Genomic DNA, 25,363 nt, shown 5'->3' on the forward strand with positions numbered 1-25,363 from the left:
TTCAATTTTTATAAGTTGCACGATTTCGACGTCTGTCTGTAGCGAATTAAAAAGGTAATGTTACCGCAAGCCGGCGCTGCGCGCCGCCCGCATCCTTAAGGGTGATGGACTCTTCGTCTCGCTCGATTGCGACGATTTCGCGCCAATCCGGATCAACCGCGACGCACCCAAAGACGTAATCAATGACCAGAGCACCCTCGCTATTCAGGCTATGCGCGGTCGGAATCCCCTGATTGCTGAGGGCGTTCGCAGCAACCGACGCCGCATGACCCGCCGCAAGATTAGAGCATATTTCCTCTACCCCGAGGCAAGCACCATGCTTGCCCGCAAATGGGCCCGCACAAGGGAACGCGTCTAGGCCGTAATTGGATACCCACAGTAAGGTGGTCGGCAAGATACGCGGATCTTTCAAGGCGAAAAAGGCATAGGCTTCGGCGCAGTTGACCGCGGCTGACCACCCTATCGTCGCGTCGGGGGCCTCAAAGAGATAGATATGATCCTCGGTCTTTGCCGAATAGGGATGACGCGTCGCGTCAACTGTTTGGCCTGTGCGCAGGCGTAATTGGCTCAGGTCGGTAAATGTTTGCGGATATGCGAGGACGGATGCGCCTTTTTCCGTGTCTTCGGCCGCGCCGTGTTCGGGCGTCAGTCCAAATCGCTTGGGCGAAAACGAAAGCTTAAGTCCCGTATCGGTGCGCAACATCGTATGATGCGCAACGGGCAAGGCCCCTTCACCGCCATGAAAGATATGCCGCTCGTGAAGAATGGGCTGCCCGTTGACCAGTCTAAGCTGCTTCTCAACACGGGCGCCCATAACCGTACGTTCAAGCTCGAACCGATAGACAGCGTCCCCCTGCCCTGCCTGGGCAGCATCGATTGGATGCCAGGCCGCATTGGCCGTCCATCCATGCCACGGCGCAGGCTCCACGTCCGGTTGGCAAAAGGGGGCGCAGAAGAAGTCGCCCGAAAGCCGGCGCACGACCATGGGTTCGCTGTCTGGTAAATCGTCCACGGCCCATGGGGCGGCGTACAGTGGCTTGAGCCGCCGCCCTTGGTCCATAAAGGTAACGTCCATCAAATGCCCCGCCCTCAGATCGAGGCTGAGGGACAGACAATCGCCACCCATGAAAAAGGAGTTAGTCACGCGCTTGCCGTTTCAACCGTGACGGCTGCCGCCTCGGCAATGGCCGCGCATACAGCATCTTCTGTCAACCGCTCCTCCAGCCACCCAGAAACCAGTCCCCCCAGCCTGTCCTGAAAATGGATATAGCCCGGAATGCGCGGGCGCACATTTGCCATTTCCAGGCTCGATCGGATAGCGGAGAAATAGCCGTTATATACCGTATCCCAATGCGGATTGTTCCACGCAATCGCCAGAGCGGGTTGTCCGTGGTTAGCGGGAATAATCTCATTCTGCGCCAGATCGGATGCCATAAACCGGATAAAGTCCAAGGCCGCGTCCGGTTCGCGCGCCTGAGCGGACACGGCAATCCCCGTGCCGCCAATGGCAGTACCTGCCTCGTAAGGCGCTATCGGTCCGGCGAAAGGCGCAAAGCCCAGCCGGCGCCTTTGGTCCGCCTCACCATAGGTAGCATAGCCATAGGCGCAAGGCGCATAAACAATATCGTCGCGGGCCACCATGACTTCATGCAGATCTATGGCGTCCCATTGCAGCGCTTGCGGCGGACACAAAGCGGCCAGTTCGGCAAGCTGAAGCAGGGCCCGACGCAGGACAGTCTGGTCTATTTGCACCCTTTGCTGCGCCACGTTCCACCATGGCGCACCCTGATTGGCCATCAAGGCGGCAATGATCAATCCCCCATGCGGCTTGATAAAGGCTGACCCTAAATAAAGCCCCTCGGCACGAAGCCGCTTGCCCAGCGCCAGGACATCCGCCCAGCTCCGGGGAACAGCTTCGCCGAGCGTGCGCAGGAGGTCATGACGGACGAGCGCGTGTTGACTGGCTGCGTCAATCGGCAGCCCCCATTGGACACCTTTATATAGATAGAGTTCCAGATTGTTCGCCACAAAACGTGATGCCCGCGCAAGGTCGCCCAAGGCATCGCTCAATGGCAAAAACAACGCCTTTTGGGCGACATCACCGGAAAAGGGATGGTCATAGATAATCAGGTCATACTGTGCCGCGACATCTCCCAGATCATGATGCTCAAATCCGGCAAGCGTGCGATCCTCCCAAATCAAATCGACATTCGGATATTGCGCGGTAAATGCCTCTGTCAAGCGCCCAAGCGCGCCGGAGGCACGGCGGTGTCCCCACGAGAGCCCCCGCAATTTATGTCTTGTTTTCATGTGCTTAAACCTTCATATATCCTTGAAATCGCCATGGATGCTTGAGAGATGGTATTAGATCAAACCCAGGGCAGCGAAAGCGAGGCAAAGCCTGCCTCTTCTCCGAAAAGCCTCGTCGACCGGGCCCATGCCGACCTTCAGTTGCGCATCGCTTCCGGTGAAATGGCGGAGGGGGAGCGCCTGGTCATTGACCGGCTGGCCCGTGAATACGGCACCAGCCTGATCCCGATCCGGGAAGCTCTGGTGCGTCTGAGCGCCGAACGTTTTGTGACCTTTGAACGCAACAAGGGTTACCGGGTGGCACGCAAGCCCGATACCCTTGAAATGAAACAGCTTTTCCAGGCACGCCTGATCATGGAGGTCGGCGCGGTTGAAAGCGGCCTTGAAAACATTTCCGATGAGACCGTCACACGTCTTCAGAGCATTAATGACGCCCTGAAGGCCATTTCTCCGGCAGTGGAACCTGAAGCGGTGCGTCAATTTATACGCCTTAATCAAGAGTTTCACATCACATTGGTCGCCTTGTCGGACAACCCATTCATCATAGATGCCTATAACCGGCTGGGGTATCATGAGCGGGTCATCCGCACTCAGTACGGCACGGGCGTGCCAAACAGCGAACAGATCATCGAAGAGCATAACGGCATCATCGTCGCCTTGCAGTCGGGCAACCGCTACCTCATCGCCTCGGCCATGCGCGCCCATATTCTGGGCGGTATAGAGAACATGTCCACCGACTAAACTTCCGCTGCGGGCCTATCCTTGCGCGCGACAAAGGCGTCGATACCCTTGCGCTGATTGCCGAGCGCGAAGGCAAGGACCATCAGGTCATTTTCATATCGCGAGGCGCCATCCAGAGTGCCGTTGAGGGCGGCGCGGATACCTTCCTTGACAGTCTGGGTGGCAATCGGACTGAATTCGGCCATTCGCCGCGCATAATCACGCGCGACAATCAGTTCCTGTCCGTCATCAACGAGACGTTCAAAAACCCCCATATGATAAGCCTCTTCGGCATCGAAGGTGTCTCCGGTCAGGCAAATCATCATCGCCTTGCCATAGCCCACCAGGCGGGTCAGCATCTGGGTCGAACCGCCACCGCCCAGCCAGCCATGTTTGACTTCCGGCAGACTGATCCGGGTCGAACGCGCGGCAATGCGGATATCGCAGTTGAGGGCGATTTCCAGCCCACCGCCGACGGTCCACCCCTTGAGCGCGGCCACTGTCGGCTTGGTTATGCGACGAAGCTGGGTGGCATAGTCGATCCGGTTCCGCCAGGCCCAGTTGTCCGGGTAATCATCCAACGTTTTCAAATCCGTGCCCGCGCAAAAGGCGCGGTCACCGGCACCGTGAATGATGACGGCACGCACCTCATCGTCTTCGTTTATGTCGCGGCGCGCATCGCGCAGGGCCCTGAACATGTCCGGCGTCATCGCATTGAGTTTTTCCGGCCGATTGAGCAGAATTTCCGCCACGCCATCGGCCTTGGTGACAACAATATGGTCGCTCATATGACCACTCCCTGAGCCTGAAGACTGGCAATTTCATGCTTGGCAAAGCCGATCTCGCCCAGGATTTCGGCGCTGTGTTCCCCCAACGAAGGGGCGTGGCGCAGCGGCGCCGGCGGCGAAGTCGTGAAGTTGATAACCGGCGCCAGGGTATCGATACGTCCGGCAATCGGGTGATCGTAATGACTAAACAAGCCTTGCGATTGGGGATGCGCCATCAGGCCATTATAATCCAGCACCGGTCCGCACCAGATGCCTGCCGCCGTAAGCAAATCTATGGTCGGTTCCAGATCGCGGCCAATCAAAGCCCTTTGCACCTCATCATAAACCGCGTCCCTCCAGGCCACCATCTCAGGCTCAAGTTCGCCATCGGGCTTGTTATCGTTCAATTCAGCAATCTTGGGCACATCGAGCGTTTCCGAAAGAACCTTGAGGCTCGACTGGGCGATGGCTAGATAGCCATCCCTGACCTTGTAGATACCGTAGGGCGGCTCCATCCACACCGACGCCGAAGGCGATTGACCGCGCAAGGCGTATTTACCGGTAGTCAGGAAGGTGGTCAGTTCCTGAATCTGGATTTCGAGGACTGCCTGCAACAGCGTGACCTTAGCCTCAACCGCCTGACCATCACGATCGCGCTGGATCAGTCCAGCCAGCACCGCCTCGCAAGCATTATGCGACGCGGCCACATCAACCAGATAGATCGGTGACGGGTGCGGTCGTTCGTCTGTGCCGGCGTTAAAAGTGGTACCGGAAAAGCTCTGAACCAGCAGGTCCTGGCCTGGCCGGGCCACCATCGGTCCGCTGTCACCGTAGCCCGAAATCGATACGTAAACGATCTTGGGATTGACCGCCTTCAAGGCGTCAAAGCTAATCCCCAGTCGTTCGGCCACACCGGGGCGCATATTCTGGACAACCACATCCGCGCTGGCCACCAGACGATGCATCACGGCGATGCCGTCTGGTGATTTCAGATCGAGTGCGAGCGACTTTTTATTCCGATTGAGAGACAGGTAAGGGATGGTTTCCCCACCCAAGCGTACATCGAGGATCGCCGCATCACGCGTGAAGTCCGGTCGAGACGGCCCTTCAATCTTGATGACCTCCGCGCCCATATCCGCCAGTCTCTGGGTCGTGAGCGGTCCTGCCATGGCCAAGGTCAGGTCCAGCACGCGAATACCCTCCAGGGGCTGACGCCTTGTATATCCGCTGTCGTCAAGTTGGGGGTCGGCCTTTAGGCCGGTAAATTGATCAGCCAAGATCTTATCCTTCAAAATTCGGGCGGCGCAGACCTGTCACGCCCGGCGATAGTACAAAAACAGACCCGGAGTCCGGGTATTGGGCGATGTCGTCAGTGCTGAGATGCAGCCGTGAGGTGGTGACATAGAGGGAATCCAGATGGGGGCCACCGAAGGCGCAACAGGTCGGACGCGACGCCGGGATATCGATGACGCGGTCTATTCTTCCATCCGGCGCGAACCGGACAACACAGGCTGCGTCCCAGCGGGCGTTCCAAAGGTAACCTTCCGCATCGACACAGGCGCCGTCGGGATAGCCAAGGCCGGAGGGATTCGCGAAAACACGCTGGTTGGAAAGGGTTCCCTGTTCGAGGTCAAAATCCCAGGCGAATATGGTTTCGCGGGCGGTATCGGCGAAATAGAAGGTGCGGCTATCGGGGCTGAAGGCCGTCGCATTGGCAATCCCAACACCCTCCCACATTTTTGTGGCCGTAAGGTCCGTCTCAACCTTCCACAGCGCCCCGGTTGAGCGGCCGAGATCGTAATAGGTCGCATCGTCGGCAATGTTGTTGCACATGGTGCCGTACCAGAAACGGCCCTTCGCGTCCGGTGCGCCATCGTTGGACCGATTGTCCGGCTTGTCGGCTTCCGGCGCCAGGACACGCTTCAAGGTGCCCTTGCGTGGATCGAAGATATTCAGGCCATGGTGAGAGGCCACCAGCAAGGTGCCGTCACCGCGCCGGGCCATGGACATCACCATTTCGCTCATCGGCCATTTCCGGTGGTCGCCTGTCGCCGGTTCCAGGCGATGGATGTAGGACGGCATTGGCACGTCCACCCAATAAAGGGCCTGATCGTCCGGACTCCAGAAAATACCTTCGCCCAGCTTGTCGCGCGATGGACAGGCCACCGCGATATCAAGGGTTTCGCGTCTATAATCGACCACCACTTCGTCCTTAATCATGATAGATGAGTGAACGGCCGCCATCGACGACCAGGTTTGTACCGTTGACAAAACTGGCTTCACAGGACGCAAGGAACAGGGCGGCATTGGCGACCTCTTCCGGCTGGCCCACACGCCCCGGCGGATGCAATTGCGCCATGCGGGCGACAAAGCCGGCAAAATCTGGGTGGTCCGGCATCACCTCCTGGGTAATGGGTGTGTCGATATAGCCCGGTGACACCGCATTGCAGCGTATGCCTTCCGCTGCATATTCGATGGCAAGGGCGCGTGTCAGCCCCAGCACACCATGCTTGGCCACGCCGTACGGGAAGCTGCCCTTAAGCACCTGGGACGCATGGACCGAGGCGATATTGACGATAGCGCCTCGCTTAAGCGCCAACATTCCGGGCAACACTTCCCGCGTGCACAGCCAGACCGCTTCAAGATCTACGGACATGCACTTGTGCCAATTCGCCAGTGTCAAAGCTACCGGCGAGTCAAAAACAGCGATACCGGCATTGTTGATAAGGATACTTACTGTTCCGAAATGCGCGTCGACCCCGGCAAAGATCGCCCTTACGCCAGCCTCGTCCGCCAGATCGCCGGCAATAAACCGCGCATCACCGCCGTCTGCGACGATGCCATCGACAACCGCCTGCCCCTCTTCTCTTTTGCGGTCAACACAGATGACCTTGGCGCCTTCCTTGGCAAAACGGGCCGCCGTGGCCGCCCCTATGCCACGCGCGGCACCCGTAATCACGGCCACTTCGCCGGCCAGCCGCCTGTGTGATGCTTCGCTACTCATACCTTACCCTTCATACGCCTATGCCATCTATCGCTGTTTACGCCTGACTGACCTCGCACCATTCAAGCGGCACGCCCGCTGCCGAATGGGTATGCAAGGACAGGGTCAGACGGCCGTTGTTCAGGTTTTGCCGACTCACCCGCCGAGATCCGTCGGCATAGTGCTCGGTCATGGTCACTGTCCCGCGCCTCTGCGCTGGCACCAGGGTGAGGCGACCAGACTGGATCGGCACAATTCCCAATCGTCGTGACTGGGACAAACCAAGCTCGTCCTGTGCGACAATCACCACATCAATTTCAGTCTCGATTATGCCGCGCAGCTCTTTGGTGCCTGGCGATCCGAACCAGTCCGAGCAGCGCAGAGCCAGCCCTATGATCTTTCCCTCTTCACGCCGAATCCATGACGGGGAGTGCGCCCCCTTTATGACGCTGATGGGATCGGCGGTCGTTACGTCGAGCGTGAAGCGAGTCGTCGGCCGCGCAATGCGGGACAGACCGTTGAACCGAGCGACCATCTCCCGCGTCGGCGTCTGGCCACGCTCATCGCCGGACGGGTCTGCGATCCCGCCCATCGGACCGGCCAGTACCGTATCGAACCAGATTGACGGCATGGTCGCCCAATCATACCCACCCGATCCAAAGGTCGGCATACCGATTTCGCCAAGAATACTCGAAAAATAGACGCGGCGATTGATCTCGATATCGTAGTCACCGTAGGACGCCCACGGATCATCTTCGCCCAGAATATCCGTGTGGAGCGTCATCAGGGGCGTCAGCCCATAGTACATGATCACCACATCCGGATTGACCGAGCGCGCCGCGTCAGCGAGCAACTCCGCGGCCTTCAAGAAAAAGGCTTCGCCAGCCAATCGGCTGTCGGCCGGACAGGCCACATCTAGCGATGGATGGCCGTAGCCATAATCAAACTTGATGAATTCTGGCCGGTGCGCTTCCATCATGGCGACAATACGGCGCCGAACATTGGCCTGGACCTCCGGCTGACTGATATCCAGATAAGCGATCTGCCGATCCCACATGGGGTGGCGGACCACTTGCCCCGCCTTGTCACGGAGCATATGACGGTCTTCAAGACCTATGGTTTGCGGCGATTCACACAGAATCACGCCCACCCACAAGGCCAAGTTGAGGCCATCTTTACGCAGACGCGCCCCGAAGCCATCGAGATCGGGAAAGGTCGCGGGATTGACAATCAGGCTCCCCTCGGCCGTGTCCCAGGCCTCATCGACACCAAAGGCGCCATACCTGAAACCGGCCCGCTTCAACGCGTCATAGGTGGCTTCCGTATGCGATTGACTATTGCGGTGCCCCTGCATACCCTGGGCCAGTTGCGCGCCCCACTGGCTGAACAGGCTGGCCGTCATAGCCTTCTGCTTTTTCGCGCTGGGCTTACGCACCCCAGCTAGGCCCTTAGCCTCCATTAGCCGGTAATAGGCCTTGATCGCGTCCCGGTCAGACCGCCCAAAGGTCATAACCATGCCGGCGCCAAGGGTTAGCTTGCCCGGCAATCGGGCATTGCCCCATAGATCACTGCGATAACGGAAGATAACGCTGGATCGGCCCCCTTGGGTATGCATCAGATGATCGCCGCTGGGCGCCTCAACCAGCCCGAGACAGAAGGCGTCGGATATCCGGTCCGGATAGATCCCACGCGCCTTCGCATAGGGCGTGTCACTGACTATATCGACATTATAACCGCAGAAAAAGTGCGCAGGCAGGCCCCACTGCTGAAACATCTCGTTCGGCTCATAAACAGAGCCTCGACCCAGCCAGAAAGTCGCGTCAATACCCTCATTGCCGGCAATAATCGTACTTACGCCCGTACTCATGTTCAGCCCGGGCGCGACCAGAAAGCTATGCGATAGCGAGGGCTGCATATCGCCCTCATCCCCCGCACGGAACCAGCGGAGCTCAACCACATCACCTGCCCCACGCCCTTCGACCACGACCGGATCGAACCAGATCTGCGCCTCGTCGAAACGGAGCGTTAAAGAGACTGCACCGTCGATATCGGCGCGCCGATAGACAAACCGGGCCAGCCCGCCCTCAAGACGGGCCAATTCCAGATGGCCCGCCACTTCCGTCCGACGTCCGCCGATATTGAGGATCAGGCTCGGTTGAAGGGTCGCCGAGGCCACCTTACGTCCTAGCGCATCTCGGACAGTAAAACTGTCCGTTTCAGCCTGCCATTCGAAACCATAGACACGCGACTGAAAGTTGATCGAGGGTGCAATTTCCACCTGAGCCGCCGTCTCTCCATACACCTTCGCCGCTTCGGCACGCATACCGGTCAAACCAGAGGCCAAAGCCATACCCACGGCGGATTTCAGATAAAACCGGCGACCGTGGATTTGGCGAAACTGAGACGTAACAGGCATCGTGCCTCCCTGAAGGCTATTTTTGGCGGGCGATAGGAATATCATATATGATGATGACGGGTTGGCAAGATACTTTTCAATTAAATATCCCTCCACAACCGCTCATACGCGCACCGAGCGAAGCCGAGAGGCGCCTTCATATCGGCGCTGTCACAAAATGTATCAATTATGCACCACACGTAGAAATTTGAAGTCGGAAAGATACGTGTTCCGGCTATAAAATCATGAATTAGATTGATATTTCACCTGAAATAACTGGACTTACCAATTCCATAACAGTTTGGACAATTTCACAAAATCGTTGAAGAAATACTCAGGCGTTCGTCGCTCGACACCCTGTGATTTGCATACAAGGCCGCCCACGGCTCCACACGGTACACTCAGCCCAGTTACCTGTTGACCATCAAAATAATATATGATTATCGTCGAATAGGATGCAATTTCACACAATCTTTATTGCAACAGGCATGAACGGCCGTCAGGGAGCAAAACATGAAGAAAACATCGAAACTGAAACTATCACTTGGCGTCAGCCTGATTTCTCTGATGGCGGTGGGAGCCTTCGCACAAGACACCCAGCCGGCAGTGAACGGGACTCAGCAGCCGGTCGAGGTTGTCGTGACCGGAATCCGAGCCAGCCTGAAGTCATCCGAAGCCATAAAACGCAAAGCCGATCAGATCGTTGACGCCGTTACAGCGGAAGACGTCGGCAAGTTTCCCGACGCCAATATTGCCGAATCCCTGCAACGGATCACCGGCGTATCGATCAGCCGCAATGGCGGTGAAGGGCAGTTCATTACAGTTCGCGGCCTTGGACCTGAGTACAATACGGTCCTCGTTAACGGTCGCGTTATGGCAACAGACAACGACGGCCGCGAATTCTCTTTTGACACCCTGTCGTCAACCCTGATCCAACGCGCGACCGTTTACAAGACATCGACGGCCGACCTACAGGAAGGCGGCATCGGTGCCACCGTGGACATCACTACGGCCCGCCCGCTTGACCAGAAGAAGGGCTTCCACTTCGCGGGCACCTTCGGCGGCTTTAACGAATCTGAACGCTCGAAGGCCACGCCAGAAGGATCAGGCACTGTCTCCTGGCTTAATGATAACCGCACATTCGGTGTTGTTCTATCGGCGTCCTATTCAGATCGCAAAAGTGTGACCGATGCTGTCTCCTCCGAAGGGTGGGATGCGGAAAAAGGCACACTTTCCGGCACAGGTAACTCGACCGGCCTCACTCCAGCCGCCTTGGGCACCACGACGGCAGCGACGGCACGCTCTTTCGATTTTGCGCGCACCTACCAGGAGAACAAGCGTACCAATTTTGGCGGCGCGATCCAGTGGAAGCCGACCGAAAACATCGTCTGGACGATCGATGGGGTGTATTCAAAATACGATAATGACCAGGATACGGCCTGGTATAATGTCTATAACTATGGCGCCGTTCTCAATCTGCAAACGAACGGTAACAACACCGCCACAAGCTGGGTTCACCCTGGGACAGATTTCGTCGCCGCCAACCCGGCGCTTGGGTCCGCCATCAGGGGGCAAGAGACCGACAATGTGCTCAATCCCGATTATCGCCACACCCAGTCCTATCAGGTGGGGACAAACCTGAAGTGGACGGTGAACGACCAGTTGAAGCTGAACTTTGACCTGTCGACGACCCAGGCCAAGAAGAACGAGACCAGCTACTTCTTTGTCTCCTACGCCCAATCCTCTTCAAACGTCACCTACAATCTCAATCCCGGCGACGATGTACCGACCATAACCGGGATCGGTCCGCAGCGTAGCGATCCCAACGCACAGTATTTTGGCTACACGTCGAAAAGCCTCAACAAGGTGAACGATCAGGGCACGGAGCTGCATGCCGACGGCGAGTTCACGCCCGCCAACGATTCCTTCGTCAAATCGATCAAATTCGGCATCTATGGATCCCGCCGCGAAAAATCGAAGCTGGCTTATGACAATACAACGGCGGACGGCTATGAACGCGCCTGCGCCTATTGCAGTTCCAGCGTCGTTAAAGCGGACCCCAGCGTCTATTCGCAGCGCTCACTTGATAACTATCTCGACGGCGCGTCGGGTGCAAACTCTGTCCAGCCCTACATTTTGGCGGCCGACCTGAGCAAGCTCGAAGCCAATATGAATAACCGCCAAAATCTGATCAACGGCCTTATGGCCACAAATGGCTGGACCGCTGATACCGCCGGTACAGAGGCCGACAAGATTCTAGCCAGCGGCGGCATTTGGGGGATGGGTGAAAATATCGGCGCCGGCTTCAAGGTCCGCGAAGATGTGTGGGCCACCTATCTGACGACCAACTGGAGCTTTGAAAACATCAAGCTCAACTTCGGCGCCCGTATCGTCAACACCAATACAATCTCATCCGGACTTGATGCACCTCTCATCGGTGTTCACCTGTCCGGCGGCGGCACCGACGCCTTGGCTTTCGATCTGGGGCCTGCGACAATCGTTTCCGTCCGCAACCACTACACCGACATTCTGCCCTCGGCGAACCTGAGCTACAGACTGACCGATGACATGGACCTGCGCCTGGCCGTTTCAAAGACGGTGACGCGGCCAACCCTGACCTCGCTCGGCACCAACAACAGCTACGGCGGACGCGCGACCGATGCCTATTCGAGCGGCGGGAATCCCAACCTCAAACCGTACGAATCTACCAATTATGATGCTTCGTACGAATGGTATCTGAACCAGGTCAGCTATCTCAGCGCGGCAGTCTTCTACAAAAAGCTGACCAATTTCGCTGAAACCGACACTACAACGGTGACACGCTTTGGTTATGACTTCCAGGATACCCGCATCCGCAATGCGCTCAACGGCTCTCTGGTCGGGATTGAACTGGCCGCGCAATATAGCTTCGACAGGCTGCCTGGCATGTGGTCCGGCCTCGGTGTCTCCGCCAACCTGACCCATATCGAGGATCAGGCCGATTACATCAACAACACTGTTGGCTGCAAAGGCATCCCAGGCGATTCACCAAACAGCTACAATGCCACCCTGTTCTACGAAAAGTACGGTGTGTCGCTGCGCGGCTCCTATAACTGGCGTCAGAAATATCTGATTACCTGTTCGGGCCAAGATTCCAACCCGGAGTACCAGGACTCCTACGGTCAGGTCGATATCAGCGCATCCTATGACATCAACCCGACCTTCCAGCTTTTCTTCCAGGGCGTCAACCTGACCAACAACGTCCTGCGCAGCTACAATACCTATGAAGAACGCCTCATTAACGTCAGCACATCCGGCACGCGCTACATTTTCGGTGGCCGTGTAAAGTACTAGTTTCGAGGGTCCAGAACCCTACCTCAACCTGTTCATTCCCACAACAGGTCTGAACTGAGCCCGCCCTAGGTCTTCCGATGGGCGGGCATTTTTGATCACAAAAAAAAGAGACGTCCGTATGAACCGCAGAGAGCTTTTCAAGAGCGGCAGCGCCGCTGCCCTTGTGTCCGTGTTGCCCGCCAGCCTGGCCTCACAGGCAGTACGGGCTGAAATTTCTGACGCGGCCCCGACGTCCGAAGTGAGAGATGTACGCTCGCTCGACAAAGGCTGGCGCTTCTTCGAAGGCGACATCCCCTTCCCTACCCCTATTGGCAATGCGGAAACCTATGACTCGACGAAGACCGGTGCCGCCGGCGGCGCCGCGAATCTGAACTTCGACGACACAGAATGGCCAACAGTCCAGTTGCCACACGATTTCGTCAGCTTCCAGCCGATCGAAAAAAGCCGCAACGTCGCGCAAGGCTTCCGTAAGCGTGGCATCGGCTGGTATCGCAACCTGTTGCGCTTCGAAGACTCTGATCGCGGCAAACACATCGAGATTCAGCTCGACGGTATCGCCACCAACGCCACCATCTGGTTCAATGGCACAGTCGTACGGCACTCTTTCAGCGGCTACACTTCCTCCTATATCGATGTAACGGCATTCGCCACCTACGGCGATACGCCCAATTCACTCGACATACGGGTCGACGCGCAGTCGATGGAAGGCTGGTGGTACGAAGGCGGCGGCCTGTATCGTCACGCCTGGGTAGTCACGCGCAATCCGGTCCATATCATCACGGATGGCGTCTATGGTTTTCCAGTAAAAACCAACTCTGGCTGGCATATCCCGGTGGAAGTCACGCTTTACAATATCGACCACACAGACGCGCCGGTTGAGCTCATTAGCGAACTGAAGGACGGCTCCGGTGCCGTCCTCAAGAGCGCTCGGGCGACCGCCACTGTCCCATCCTTGCGACACGCGGTGGCGACCTTCGGCCTGGATTATGACGCGCCAAACCTGTGGTCCGTCGATCAGCCTAACCTCTACACTATCCATACGAAGGTGATGCAAAACGGCAAGCTGATCGATGAACATACCTACGAGACCGGCTTTCGCACCACACGCTGGGACGCCGACAAGGGGCTGTTCCTCAATAACCAGCCGATCAAGGTCCAGGGTGTTTGCGTCCACCAGGATCACGCCGGCGTCGGCGTGGCCGTACCGGATTCCTTGTGGGCATACCGCTTGAAGCGCCTAAAAGAACTAGGCGTCAACGCCATCCGTTCCGCTCACAATGCTCCCAATAAGCATGTGCTAAAGCTGGCCGACCGAATGGGTTTCCTCATCATGGATGAGAACCGCCTCTTCAACCCCTCCCCGACCTATATGGAACAGCTGCAATGGATGGTTCGACGGGATCGCAATCATCCGTGCGTTTACCTGTGGTCGGTCTTCAACGAGGAGCCGATGCAAGGTACGCCGCAGGGCTATGAAATGGTGCGGCGGATGCGCGAAGCGGTACGGGAACTCGATACCAACCGTCCGGTCACGGCAGCGATCAATGGTGGCATGTTCGAGCCGGTGAATGTAACCCAGGCCGTCGATGTCGTGGGCTTCAACTACCAACAAGACAAATATGACGCCTTCCATAAGGCCAACCCAACCATCCCGCTCTATTCCTCGGAAGACACCTCGGCCTTCATGACGCGCGGTGAATATGTCTCGGACCGCGAAGGCCGACATGTCATCGCCTCCTATGATGATGAGGCAGCCCCTTGGGGTGAAACGCACCTCGCCGCATGGAAAGCCATCGACGAACGGCCATGGATCGCCGGCGGCTTTGTCTGGACCGGCTTCGATTACCATGGCGAACCAACACCGTTGAGTTGGCCTGCCAATTCCTCTGTATTTGGGATTATGGACCTGTGCGGTTTCGAAAAGGCCGCCTTCTATATGCACCAGAGCCAATGGGTAAAGGATCGGCCGGTGCTGTGGCTGATTCCCCACTGGAATTGGAAGGCGGGCGAAACAGTCCGTGTCGTCGCCTGTACCAATTGTGAAGCGGTTGAATTGTTCGTCAATGGCAAGTCAGCAGGCAAGCAACCGCGCACCAAATACGAAATGAACACATGGTATGTGCCATTCGCACCCGGCCGCATCGAGGCGGTGGGTTATACTGACGGCAAGGCGGTTTCGCGTACCAAGGTCGAGACGACCTCCGATCCGGTACGGCTCAAGGTCACGCCGGAGCGCGAAACCATTCAGGGCGATGGCATCGACGTCATCACCTTCAGGATCGAATCCCAGGACGCCAAGGGCCGCTACAGCCAATTTTCGCAGGACCACTGCACGTTCGAGATTACCAACGGCGAAATCATCGGACTTGGCAATGGCGACTCGAACGCGTCAGAAGCCGAGAAAGGCAACCGACGCAAGCTGTTCAACGGCCTGGCACAGGTGATCGTCAGGTCAACCGAAGGCTCAACCGGTCAAATGTCCCTCACAGCGAAAGCCGATGGGCTTAAAGCCGCCGTGGCAACGGTTAAGATCAATGCCGCGAAACCGTGGCCCTATCAAACCGTCAGCGCGCCGGTACAGCCAATTCCCGTGCTGGCGATTGCCCCGGCGACCTCCACGCCTCCGGTTGAAATTCCGCGAAACCTCGACCCTTTAAAGATTGAACTGTGGGGCCGTATCTATCCAGGCTTTATCAATGAAGGGCCGAGCGAGGACAGCTATCAACTGGCTGTTGTGGATTGGACACCCTATACCCGCGTGCAGAAACAAGGTGGCAAGCTCATCTTCCCGAAGATAAAGGGCAAGGTCCAGGCATTTGTCGACGGCAAACTGATCGCTGAAAAGACGACCGAGGCCGAAAGCCCATTCGAAGCGAAACTGCCGCCGGGCATGGGGGAACGCAATCTCGGCCTGCTCTTTAAAGTGAAGGCGGGCGAAACCTTCGGTCTGGCGGAAAAAGCCTGGGTCGCCACTCTTTAGAACGCGTCGCGTGTGGCTGCCGCAGAGCGCATTAGTCTCCTAGGTCACATCGACATAGGCGGTGTGCCTTATGGCGCCCCAATCGAGCGTCCAGGCACCTTACAAAGTGCTTCACCCAGACCGGTCCCGGCGATCTTCCGGACGGCAAACACCACTTCATGATCCCAAGTTCGGCCATAGTTCGTTGCAATCACGGCATGCAATTCCATATGCTCGTCGCACGGTCCAGGCTCTTGAGCAGCTCGCTACGGTGGTTCAGCAAGCCGCGCTGCAAATTGATATCGGCCGGCGGCGGGCTTTTCCGGGCACCAAGGCATAAAAAGTAATTGTGCAAACCGTCCGACTTCATTCCATTGACAAAACATCATTCCATATATATAACGCCATGAAAATGTGATCCGGCGCAGTAAAACAAAGGTCGGACCTGTCGCGGAGGACGTCATGACTGCCCAAGCCGATAGCAAGGCGAACCTCTTACAGGCGCTGCGCGATATCGTGGGTGGCAACCATGTCTTGACCAGTAGTGCCGCTACACGCCGCTATCGAAACGGCTTCAGAACACCAGGCGGACCCGCCTTGGCTGTGATCCGTCCCGCCACGCTTGTTCAACAATGGCGTGTTCTCAAGGCCTGCGTAGAGGCCGATGTCATCGTCCTCCCGCAAGCGTCGAACACAAGTCTGACCGGAGGCTCCACACCTGCCTCCGGCTATGATCGTGACGTCGTCATCATCAGCACGGCACGATTGAACGGTATATTTCCGATCCAAGAAGGCCGTCAGGTGGTGTGCCTGCCCGGCGCCACACTGCATCAGCTCGAAAAAACGCTAAAACCTCTTGGACGCGAACCCCATTCCGTAATTGGCTCCTCTTGTTTCGGCGCATCAGTCATTGGTGGCCTTTGCAACAATTCTGGCGGTGCATTGGTTCGTCGCGGGCCCGCCTACACGGAAATGGCGGTCTTCGCTCATGTCGATGTTGATGGCCACCTGCATTTGATCAACCATTTGGGCTTTGAGCTGGGGGATGCACCTGAAGAGATTCTACTCCGCCTGGAACGCGGGGACTTCGGCATACAAACTCCAGCCACTCTGGCTAGGGCTGCGAGTGACAGCGAGTATGCGACCCATGTGCGCAATGTGGACGCCGATACACCCGCCCGTTTCAATGCCGACCCACGACGCCTGTTCGAAGCCGCAGGTAGTGCCGGTAAGCTGATGGTTTTTGCCGTTCGGCTCGATACCTTCGCGCTAGAGCACGAAAGCCAGACTTTTTACATTGGCAGCAACGATACCCGTGCCCTCGCAGATCTTCGCCGCCGCCTGCTGACCCAGATCGGCGCGGTTCCCATAGCCGCGGAATATTTGCATCGTGATGCCTTCGACTTGGCCGACTGCTACGGAAAGGATCAATTCTTGACCATCCGTTTTGTCGGTACAGATCGATTGCCGGAATTCTTCGCCCTGAAGAGTCATTTCGACGATCTCCTGCCTCGAAACCTGATCGACCGGCTGCTGTATGGGCTGAGCCGCCTTTTCCCCGATCACCTACCGCCACGTATGCGTCAATGGCGATCACGCTACGAGCACCACCTGCTCCTAAAGGTATCACATTCTGAAGCGGCGGAAACGCAGAGCCTGCTCGACGAATGGAGCGCCGGCGAAGCGGGTTACTTCACCTGTACGCCCGATGAGGCCGCCCGCGCCTTTCTACACCGCTTTGTCATCGCAGGCGCGGCTGTGCGCTACCAGGCTCTTCATCCACGAGCGGTCGAAGGCATTGTAGCGCTGGATATCGCCTTGCGTCGGAACGATCGCGACTGGTTCGAACACCTGCCTGCTGAATATGATTCTAAACTGCTGCATCGTATCTATTACGGCCATTTCTTGTGCCACGTGCTGCACCAGGATTATGTTGTCGCGCGCGGCCAGAACTGCGCTGCGATCAAGCACGACATGCTGTTGCGGCTGGACGAGCGCGGCGCGCGCTATCCGGCCGAGCACAACGTCGGAAACCACTATGTCGCCGAGGACGCGCTGGCGGAATTTTACCGTCAGCTCGATCCGCAGAACCGTTTTAATGCCGGCATCGGCGGCGCATCAAGACTGAAAAATTACGCGGAATGCCACACCGCAGGTTGTGAACATCACCACGAACCCGCAAATTGAAAAAGGGAATGATATGAAGCTTTGCCGTTATGGGCCGTCAGGGTCCGAAAAACCGGGTCTGCTCGACACGCAGGGGCGGGTTCGTGATTTGTCGGCTATCCTGACTGACCTGACGCCCGATGCCCTGACACTAGACAGCTTGAGCAGGCTCGAGGCGCTCAACCCGTCTGATCTGCCCTTGGTGGAAACGCCCGGCCGCTTCGGACCGCCGGTAACCGGTACGCGCCAATTCATCGCTGTGGGTCTAAATTACAGCGACCACGCGCGCGAAGCCAAAATGCCGATTCCGGCCGAACCGATCCTGTTCACCAAGGGGGTCAGTTGCATTCAGGGACCAAACGACCCGGTGGTCATTCCGCGCGGCTCGCAGAAGACCGATTGGGAGGTTGAACTCGGCGTCGTCATCGGTGTAAAAGCCTATGATGTGAGCGAAGCCGACGCGCTAAACCATGTCGCCGGCTATTGCGTCGTCAACGATGTGTCCGAACGCGAATACCAGCTCGAACGTGGCGGCACCTGGGACAAGGGGAAGGCCTGCCCTACCTTCGGCCCCGTCGGTCCATGGTTAGTCACTACCGAAGACGTGCCAGATCCGCAGGACTTGGCCATGTGGCTTGACGTCAACGGTCGCCGCGTCCAGACCGGCAATACGCGCACTATGATCTTTAGCGTCGCAAATCTGGTATCTTACATCTCAAAGTTCATGACCCTGTTACCGGGCGACATCATCACAACCGGCACGCCGCCCGGCGTCGGCATGGGCCAATCCCCCGCACCTTGGTTTCTCAAGCCCGGCGACCGCGTCGCCTTGGGCATCGAGAAACTGGGTGAGCAAACCCAGCAGGTGTGCGGCACCTGATCCCAAATTAAAGAACTCAGGCCTTAACCTATACACCTCTTTACGACTGCCGGACTCCACCGGCGGCGGCGGGGGACGCGCGCATGACGTTCAAAATAACATCACCGTCCCCCACACGTAGCGTATCCTGATGAGGCCAAATAATGCCAAAACAATCAAGGAGTTAACATGTCTTTACAAGTACTTTCGGTTGCAACCCGCACCGATCTGAAGGCCCTTAGCACAACGACAACTGCCGCAGCTGTTCTAACCGAAAGCGGACGAGAAGGCACCTTCATCCTGCAAACAGGCACACCACCTGTTTCCGACCCGCAGGAAGCCATCTTCGTAGTTAGCAGCACCTCGGGCTACTATTGGCGGCGCGACTTCACCGGCGGCGCCAATTTCCGTTGGTTTGGCGCAGACGCCGTCTACACCCCAACCACCAATAACTGGACTCAGTTTCAGAACGCACTGGCGCTGTGCGGTGCCCTGGGCGCCCCGCTTTATATCCCGGAGGGCCGCTACGGCTTCACCGCCGCACCGGAAATCAAGGTAGATGCTTTTCGCACCGAAGGCCTTTTGATCTATGGCGATGGCCAGCAACGCACCATCCTCGACCTGCGCAGCGTTACCACTTCGCCAAACCTGCAGGTCCATTGCACGGTCAGCCCACCCACGGCCAAGGATAACTACTACCTGACCCTGCGCGACCTAGGCGTCATCGGTCAAGTCGCCGGCACGGTACTCCAACTCGGCGCCGACGATTTCAGCGATCCAGTCAATATGCCGCGCTTTCAGAACGTCACGGTGCAGAACTTCAACAGCTCAGCAAGCTGCGTCGCCATCAAGATGAACTATGTGGTCGGCGGCTGGTTCGATATCCAGGCGAACGGTGGCGCCACGGGTGAAAATGGCGGACTGGGGACGGCCTTGGTGCTGCGCCAGTGCCAATTCAGTCACTTTTTCGGCTCGGTCGGTACCGCCGACACCGCCATTCGCATGCAGGACGGCGTTAACGCTTCAAACGTCTTCAACTGCCTGGACATGGAAAACGTCAATACCTGCGTGGTGGCGGCCAGCGGAAATATAAGCGCCAATACCTTCATCGGCGGCACCTGGTCGTATACGACCAACGGCATTCATGCCGTGGCAGGTGTTTCCACTTTCATCATCAATCCGACTCCGGCGCCGACGGCGGGCGGTACCTTGGCCAACTTCCTGAACGGAGTCACCGGCCTGGTGTTGCAGACGCGCAGCATTCTGTCGATCACCTCGCCAACCCTGCCAGCCTCTGGTACGGCCATCACCAACCCTTATGCCCAACCGATCAATGTCGCCATCTGGGGCGGCAGCGTCAGTTCGATCAGCATCAACGGCTTCGGTTATGGCATCGCCAGCGGCTTTGTTGTGTTAGAGCCAGGCGATACTATCGCGGTCAATTACAGCTCCGCCCCGTCTTGGGTGTGGCGCGCCTAAGACTGCAGAACAGAGGCGGTTTCGGCTGCCTCTGTTCTATCCGAGACGGCCGGTTATGGTCTTGGCGACGCCAAGCAGCATCTGGGTGGCCTGCTTCTGGGAAACCTCCACACCATAACGCTTCATGTACGGAATGGTGACGGCAGCCACGGCGACGCCCTGGTGCATCACGGGCGCCGAAACATCGGTAATGCCCGGCACGACCAAGCTGCTTATCGCGGCGTAACCCTTAGAGGCGATACCCGCCACCCGTTCCCTCAATCCTTCCCGCTCCTTGGTCGGCAAAACCTTGATATAGTCTGTCAGCCAACGCTCGCGGACCGACTCCAATTGGAAGGCGGTCAAGACCAGCCCCGATGTCGCCGACAGAATCGGGCGACGGTGACCTATGCGCACGACCAGGCCCAGATCCGCGGGTGGATCGATGCGCGCGATCACCACCATGAATTCCTCGGATGGCACCACCAAATGGCAAGATTGCTGGGTGTCGTCTGAAAGCTGGTGCATCAGCGGCATGGCGATGTCCAGTAAGCCCTTGAGCGGCGGCCGCTCCATCCCAAGCCGGAAAAGGCGATTGGTCAATCGGTAATGGTCACTGCCCGCCGGCCGTTCCAGATAACCTCGGCGTTCAAGAACATGCAGCATGCGAAATATTTCACTCTTGGAGCGCGCTACAGCCTGGGAGATTTCGGCCAGGCTCATCGGCTGGCTCACGCTAGAAAGCAGTTCGAGAATATCTAGCCCTTTTTCAAGGGCAGGGGCATTGTATGCCGTTGCTGTGGAGGCGCCGACTTTTTGCTTGGGCATCTGTATTGATCTTTCAGTCTGCTCTTGCGTGATGCTAAATCACGTATTCCGCGAACTCATACACATTTCGCTATCCGCCGCGCAAGTTCAACAGTGGCATGTTCCGTTGCCGTTTATGATGGCGTGGTTATCCCTTACCTAGTCTGTATACATCTTCAGCATTACGCCGGAAGAAACGATCGCGGTCTGCCTCACTCCAGTCCACACACAGCGATTGCGCCAGACGAAACCAAGCCATGTACCCGCCGGCCACCTCATTCACAGGCCAGTCACTGCCGAAAAGAATACGCGTATGCCCAAAGGCTTCGGCGGCGCTACGGGCATACCACAGCACGTCCTCAGCTTGCCAATGCATCCAGTCAGCTTCGGTCACTAGGCCTGAAATCTTGCAGACGACATTGGGCAGGGCAGCCAGCTCCCGTAGTCGCATATGCCAAGGTTCACGCAGACCCGCCGCGATGTCCGGTTTGGCGCAGTGATCGAGCACGAACTGTCCATCCGGACACCGGCGGACCAATTCGATTGTTTCTTCCAGTTGGTGGTGCTTAAGGCACAGCTCGAAATGCAGGCCCAGCCGATGCACGGAACGGACACCTTCCACGAAACGCGGCTGAAGGGCAAAGCCTGGCTTATTGTTCTGGATATTATCGCGGATACCGCGCACCAGCGGCATGGCCGTCAGGGCTTCCAGCGTCTCATCACTTTGCGGGCTCATGAATGATGTGCGCGCCACGATGCCCTGGATGCGCGGATCCTGTTCGGCCAGTCCAGCCACCCAACGCGCTTCGGTCAGTGAATGGCGGGCGTGGGCGTCACACTCCACAAAAACCATGCGGTGGACTGGCACCCCTGCCGAAGCTGCCTGGTAATTTGCCAGATGAAAGCTGCGATCAAACGATGATCCCTTTTCGATCCAGGGATAGTCGATCGTATCGACATCCCAGAAATGGGCATGCGTATCGATAATCTGCATCGGCGACCTCCTGATTACATATTATTGGCGACGACCTTTTTGGTCGCGGCGGCGCCGTCACGCAGGCCCCCATCAAGGTTACGGTGCATATCGTTGCCAACGATCATGTAGTTGTCGGAAGGGCCATCAGCAATCTGAACGCCATAGGATTGATAATTACCAAAACCGTCGGCGCCACCGATCATATTACCCAGTATCTGGAAGTCGCTGACGCCGGCTTCAACGGATATGCCGGGATACCTTTGTTTGGCCCGACGCGAGTTGCCGGCGATGGTTGAATCCTTAATGCTGACATTGCGCGCGCCCGCCTGAAGCAGCACCCCGATCTCGCCGTTGTTGTAGATACGCGAGTCGGTAATGCTCAGGCCGTCGACATCGCGAGCAATGATGCCGTGCACCGCCGCCGTGGCCGACCAGCTGTTGGTCAAGCGCATGGATAATGCCGAGTCGAAATTCCAGCCAACGCCGTTCAGCGTGTCGGCTAAGCAGTTGGTGAAAAAGCCGAAGTTCGGCGGCACTTTTTTCAACGTGTTCTCGAACAGGAAACCGGTGTGGCCGCCCGTTACATTGACGTTGGTCGCGTAGATGCCGCCCACGCCGGTATCGAAGACTACGCCGACCGAACGGGTGCTGGTGTCGACCTGATTGACCTCGACATTCGATAGGAAGACATCGCCAACCTCGGCGAAGTACATGCCCTGCACTGTGGCCGCCGTGACTACGCTGTCTTGGACGAATACCTGGTTGCCGCCGGTCACCCACAGAGCCGTGCCCAGGTTAGCGCCGCCGCCGGCGCGGCCGAAATTCATCTGGCGGAAATAGGTGCGCCAGCAGTTTTCGCACAGTACGGCGAAGCCGGTCGGAGACTTGGCCGAATAGTAGAGTTCGAGATTGCTCAAAGTGACCCGGTCGATGGGCGTGCCACCGTTGGCGATATGAAAGACCGGCTGGACGGCGTCGCTCTGGATGAGGGTCGTGTTGGTGCTGCTGGTGCCGTAAACGGTCGTGTCGTGGTTGGCGATCCTCAGCGCCACCGTAATGCGGTACTGGCCGGTGGGGATGTAGACCGCCTGCTGGCTGTGCGCCGCCCTGTCGATGCATGCCTGGATCTTCGCCGTGTCATCGGCCACGCCGTCGCCCTTCGCCTGGCAGTCGGTCTTTACGTTCAAATCGCGGTCCGCCGCAAAGGCAGGGGCAGTTGGAAGAATTGCCAAGGCCACGCCCAGCAGGATACGAATGATGAACTGGACAAGGCACATGGCGCTCTCCATTATGAAGTTGATATCAAAGCGACCAGCCGCCATCGACCATGACGCTTTGGCCGGTCATGAAGGCGGAATCGTCGGACGCAAGATACAGGGCCAGGGCAGCAATCTCACCGGGCTGGCCCAGGCGTCCCATCGGCTGGCGCGCCTTGAAAGCCGCAAGGGCCTGTTCAAAATCGCCGGTGGTTTCCAGGCGGGCGTGCAGCGACGGCGTCTCGATCGTGCCGGGGCAGATAGCATTGCAGCGTATACCGCGTTTCACGTAATCGGCCGCGACCGACTTGGTCAGGCCAATGACGGCGGCCTTCGACATGCCATAGGCGCAGCGGTCAGGGGCGCCTTTCGGCGCGCCGACCACGGACGCCATATTGATTATAGAGCCCCTTTCCCTTTCCAGCATGCCGGGCAGGACGGCTCGGATCAGCCGGAACATGGCCGTGACATTAACATCGAAGGACCTCTGCCAGTCCTCCTCCGAACAGTCCAGAACGGTCCCCGGCACCACGAGGCCCGCGCAGTTGAACAGGATATCTATTGGTCCAGCCTCGGCCTGTAGCTTGACGATAGCTGCGGCGTCGGTGACATCCAGCGCCAGCGCCCGGCAGCCTACCAGGCCTTCCAGCGCCGCCGAGTTGAGGTCGCAGGCCCAGACAGCGGCGCCCTCGGCGGCGAACAGTTCAGCGGCGTACCGGCCGATCCCCTGCCCCGCGCCGGTAACAATCGCAGTCCTGCCGGCAAGCCTGCCCGAACCCGCTGGGCGGGGCAGTGGATGTGTCATGTTGTTCGCAGGGCTATTCATAAGCGCCTCGGATGGCAGGCCGGACCGACGGCGTCGATGGACTTGTAGTTGAGAACGAATTCGCGGTGCCCGAGAGCCTCAGACTTAGAGCGGCGCCCGCGGGCAACATCGATCACGAGGTCGAACAATTCGTCGCCGATCTGGTCGAGCGTGGCTTCTCCCTGCATGACCCGGCCGGCGTCGACATCCATATCCTCGTGCATGCGAGCGAAGGTTTCCGGATTACCGGTGATCTTGATCACTGGCGATACCACCGATCCGACGACCGAGCCGCGCCCCGTGGTGAACAGGGTCATATGCGCGCCGCAGGCCATTAGCTCAACGATCTCCGCATTGTCGGATGTGTTGGGGAATCCGAAACGCGGCGCCTCATCCGGCACGACGTCAAGCAGATAGAGCCCTGGCCCGTCCGGCTGCTGCGCCGGGCGTATGACGCCGTTAATGGCGCGGCTGCCTGACTTTACATAGGCGCCCGCCGACTTCTCCTCCAGGGTGGAAAGCCCTCCCTCGGCATTACCCGGCGAAAAGCTGCCATAGCCCATGGCGCGATAAAAGGTTTCGGCGTTGTGGATTGAGACATTGATCGCCTCGGCCACGTCGGGCGACGCCGCACGGATGCTCATGGCGCCCTCGCAGCCGATCATTTCCCCCGTTTCCTCGAAAATGCAGGTGGCGCCGGCATCGATCAGGCGGTCGAACGCCCTGCCCACTACAGGATTGGCGGCGATGCCGCTCGTTCCGTCCGAACCGCCGCAGATCGTGCCAATCGATAGCTCGGAAATATCCATCGGCACGCGCGTGGCCTGCGCATTCATCTGCACTTTCACGCGCCGGACCGCATCAAGCGCCGCCTCAACACCCGAACGCGTGCCGCCGGCTTCCTGGATGACCACGGTCTCGACCGGGCGACCACTGGCGGCGATAAAGGCGGACAACCCTTCGCGGTCAAAGCCCTCGCAGCCCAGTGACACCAGGATCGCGCCCCCGACATTGGGATGCGTGGCCAACGCCTTGATCATGCGTAGCGCATAGTCGTTGGGATAACAGCCAGAGAAGCCGAGGAGATGAACGTCCTCGTCGTCGGCCCTGTCCACCACCCGCCGCGCCACATGATGCGCGCACTCCACGAGATAGATCACGGCTAGCACATCGCGGATGCCCTTGCGGCCATCCGAACGAAGATAACCATCGGTAATGATCATGAGCGTGCCTCCGTTTGGCGCGTATGGGTAGAGATGTAGTTGCTCCTGAGATTATGTAGGTGCACCCATTCGCCGGGCTGCACGTCGGCCGTCGCCGAGCCGATCGACATGCCGTATTTAAACACCTCCGCGCCCTGCGGGATGAAGCGGCGCGCCACCTTGTGCCCCAGGGCGACATCGGTGCAGGCGACCGCCTCCTCTCCTTCCATAAGCAGGATTTCCCCAGCATGCACATTACGTCGGCACACGGCGACATTGTCGGCCGGCGACAGGACAATCGCCGGCGGCTTATGGCCGGGTGTATTGTCCCTGACGGACGCTACAGACTCTTGAACAGTCATGGTCT

The 25,363-nt window shown here is 58.1% G+C and carries 19 protein-coding genes; 6 read left to right on the plus strand and 13 right to left on the minus strand.

The features are described from left to right. Positions 1 to 46 precede the first annotated feature (46 nt). Together RCJ00_RS07460 and RCJ00_RS07465 are read right to left on the minus strand one after the other, a co-directional pair. Entirely contained in the window at positions 47 to 1,144 is a 1,098-nt protein-coding gene (locus RCJ00_RS07460; RefSeq protein ID WP_316221167.1) for a hypothetical protein, read from the minus strand. After that, positions 1,141 to 2,310, minus strand: a complete 1,170-nt coding sequence (locus RCJ00_RS07465; protein WP_316221168.1) for an ABC transporter substrate-binding protein — start codon at positions 2,308 to 2,310, stop codon at positions 1,141 to 1,143. The genes RCJ00_RS07460 and RCJ00_RS07465 overlap by 4 nt, the downstream gene beginning before the upstream one ends. 48 nt (positions 2,311 to 2,358) lie before the next feature. On the opposite strand from RCJ00_RS07465, the gene RCJ00_RS07470 reads away from it, so the two are divergent. Further along, positions 2,359 to 3,051: a GntR family transcriptional regulator gene (locus RCJ00_RS07470; RefSeq protein WP_316221169.1), complete on the plus strand. Its 693-nt coding sequence runs from the start codon at positions 2,359 to 2,361 to the stop codon at positions 3,049 to 3,051. Here RCJ00_RS07470 and RCJ00_RS07475 read toward each other — a convergent pair. Genes RCJ00_RS07475 through RCJ00_RS07495 form a run of 5 tightly spaced genes read right to left on the minus strand, consistent with a single transcriptional unit; the run spans position 3,048 to position 9,196 of the window. Next, positions 3,048 to 3,818 (minus strand): enoyl-CoA hydratase/isomerase family protein, encoded by a 771-nt coding sequence (locus RCJ00_RS07475; protein WP_316221170.1) that lies wholly within the window; start codon positions 3,816 to 3,818, stop codon positions 3,048 to 3,050. The genes RCJ00_RS07470 and RCJ00_RS07475 overlap by 4 nt on opposite strands. Next, complete coding sequence (locus RCJ00_RS07480; RefSeq protein WP_316221172.1) at positions 3,815 to 5,074, minus strand: CaiB/BaiF CoA transferase family protein; 1,260 nt, start codon at positions 5,072 to 5,074, stop codon at positions 3,815 to 3,817. The genes RCJ00_RS07475 and RCJ00_RS07480 overlap by 4 nt, the downstream gene beginning before the upstream one ends. 4 nt (positions 5,075 to 5,078) lie before the next feature. Beyond that, on the minus strand, positions 5,079 to 5,999 hold the full coding sequence (locus RCJ00_RS07485) for an SMP-30/gluconolactonase/LRE family protein (protein ID WP_316221173.1): 921 nt from the start codon (positions 5,997 to 5,999) through the stop codon (positions 5,079 to 5,081). A 10-nt stretch (positions 6,000 to 6,009) separates the two neighbouring features. Continuing rightward, the gene (locus RCJ00_RS07490) at positions 6,010 to 6,801 is read right to left on the minus strand and encodes an SDR family oxidoreductase (protein WP_316221174.1); all 792 of its coding nucleotides are present in this window, start codon (positions 6,799 to 6,801) and stop codon (positions 6,010 to 6,012) included. Between the two features lie 37 nt (positions 6,802 to 6,838). Beyond that, positions 6,839 to 9,196 (minus strand): TIM-barrel domain-containing protein, encoded by a 2,358-nt coding sequence (locus RCJ00_RS07495; RefSeq protein ID WP_316221175.1) that lies wholly within the window; start codon positions 9,194 to 9,196, stop codon positions 6,839 to 6,841. A 492-nt stretch (positions 9,197 to 9,688) separates the two neighbouring features. Between RCJ00_RS07495 and RCJ00_RS07500 the strand changes: the two genes are divergently transcribed. From RCJ00_RS07500 to RCJ00_RS07520, 5 genes are all read left to right on the plus strand, one after another. Continuing rightward, on the plus strand, positions 9,689 to 12,508 hold the full coding sequence (locus RCJ00_RS07500; protein WP_316221176.1) for a TonB-dependent receptor: 2,820 nt from the start codon (positions 9,689 to 9,691) through the stop codon (positions 12,506 to 12,508). Between the two features lie 118 nt (positions 12,509 to 12,626). Then, on the plus strand, positions 12,627 to 15,488 hold the full coding sequence (gene galA, locus RCJ00_RS07505) for a beta-galactosidase GalA (protein ID WP_316221177.1): 2,862 nt from the start codon (positions 12,627 to 12,629) through the stop codon (positions 15,486 to 15,488). 441 nt (positions 15,489 to 15,929) lie between these two features. After that, positions 15,930 to 17,654, plus strand: coding sequence for a D-lactate dehydrogenase (dld, locus tag RCJ00_RS07510; protein ID WP_316221178.1), 1,725 nt, complete (start codon positions 15,930 to 15,932; stop codon positions 17,652 to 17,654). Between the two features lie 13 nt (positions 17,655 to 17,667). After that, positions 17,668 to 18,513 carry a fumarylacetoacetate hydrolase family protein gene (locus RCJ00_RS07515; protein ID WP_316221179.1) on the plus strand — a complete coding sequence of 282 codons (846 nt, stop codon included), beginning with the start codon at positions 17,668 to 17,670 and terminating at the stop codon, positions 18,511 to 18,513. A 168-nt stretch (positions 18,514 to 18,681) separates the two neighbouring features. Beyond that, positions 18,682 to 19,971, plus strand: coding sequence for a hypothetical protein (locus tag RCJ00_RS07520; protein WP_316221180.1), 1,290 nt, complete (start codon positions 18,682 to 18,684; stop codon positions 19,969 to 19,971). A 36-nt stretch (positions 19,972 to 20,007) separates the two neighbouring features. Here RCJ00_RS07520 and RCJ00_RS07525 read toward each other — a convergent pair whose 3' ends face one another. From RCJ00_RS07525 to RCJ00_RS07550, 6 genes are all read right to left on the minus strand, one after another. Further along, on the minus strand, positions 20,008 to 20,778 hold the full coding sequence (locus RCJ00_RS07525; RefSeq protein ID WP_316221181.1) for an IclR family transcriptional regulator: 771 nt from the start codon (positions 20,776 to 20,778) through the stop codon (positions 20,008 to 20,010). A 127-nt stretch (positions 20,779 to 20,905) separates the two neighbouring features. After that, positions 20,906 to 21,751: an amidohydrolase family protein gene (locus RCJ00_RS07530; protein WP_316221182.1), complete on the minus strand. Its 846-nt coding sequence runs from the start codon at positions 21,749 to 21,751 to the stop codon at positions 20,906 to 20,908. A gap of 14 nt (positions 21,752 to 21,765) precedes the next feature. Beyond that, positions 21,766 to 23,010 (minus strand): glycosyl hydrolase family 28-related protein, encoded by a 1,245-nt coding sequence (locus RCJ00_RS07535; RefSeq protein WP_316221183.1) that lies wholly within the window; start codon positions 23,008 to 23,010, stop codon positions 21,766 to 21,768. A 25-nt stretch (positions 23,011 to 23,035) separates the two neighbouring features. Next, positions 23,036 to 23,794 (minus strand): SDR family oxidoreductase, encoded by a 759-nt coding sequence (locus RCJ00_RS07540; RefSeq protein ID WP_316221184.1) that lies wholly within the window; start codon positions 23,792 to 23,794, stop codon positions 23,036 to 23,038. Positions 23,795 to 23,811: 17 nt separating this feature from the next. Beyond that, positions 23,812 to 25,017 carry a UxaA family hydrolase gene (locus RCJ00_RS07545; RefSeq protein WP_316221185.1) on the minus strand — a complete coding sequence of 402 codons (1,206 nt, stop codon included), beginning with the start codon at positions 25,015 to 25,017 and terminating at the stop codon, positions 23,812 to 23,814. After that, entirely contained in the window at positions 25,014 to 25,358 is a 345-nt protein-coding gene (locus tag RCJ00_RS07550; protein ID WP_316221186.1) for a UxaA family hydrolase, read from the minus strand. Before RCJ00_RS07550 ends, RCJ00_RS07545 begins: the two co-directional genes overlap by 4 nt. Positions 25,359 to 25,363 lie beyond the last annotated feature (5 nt).

Origin of the sequence: Asticcacaulis aquihabitans (assembly GCF_032490435.1) — a bacterium.
In the GTDB taxonomy this organism is placed as follows: Bacteria; Pseudomonadota; Alphaproteobacteria; order Caulobacterales; family Caulobacteraceae; genus Asticcacaulis.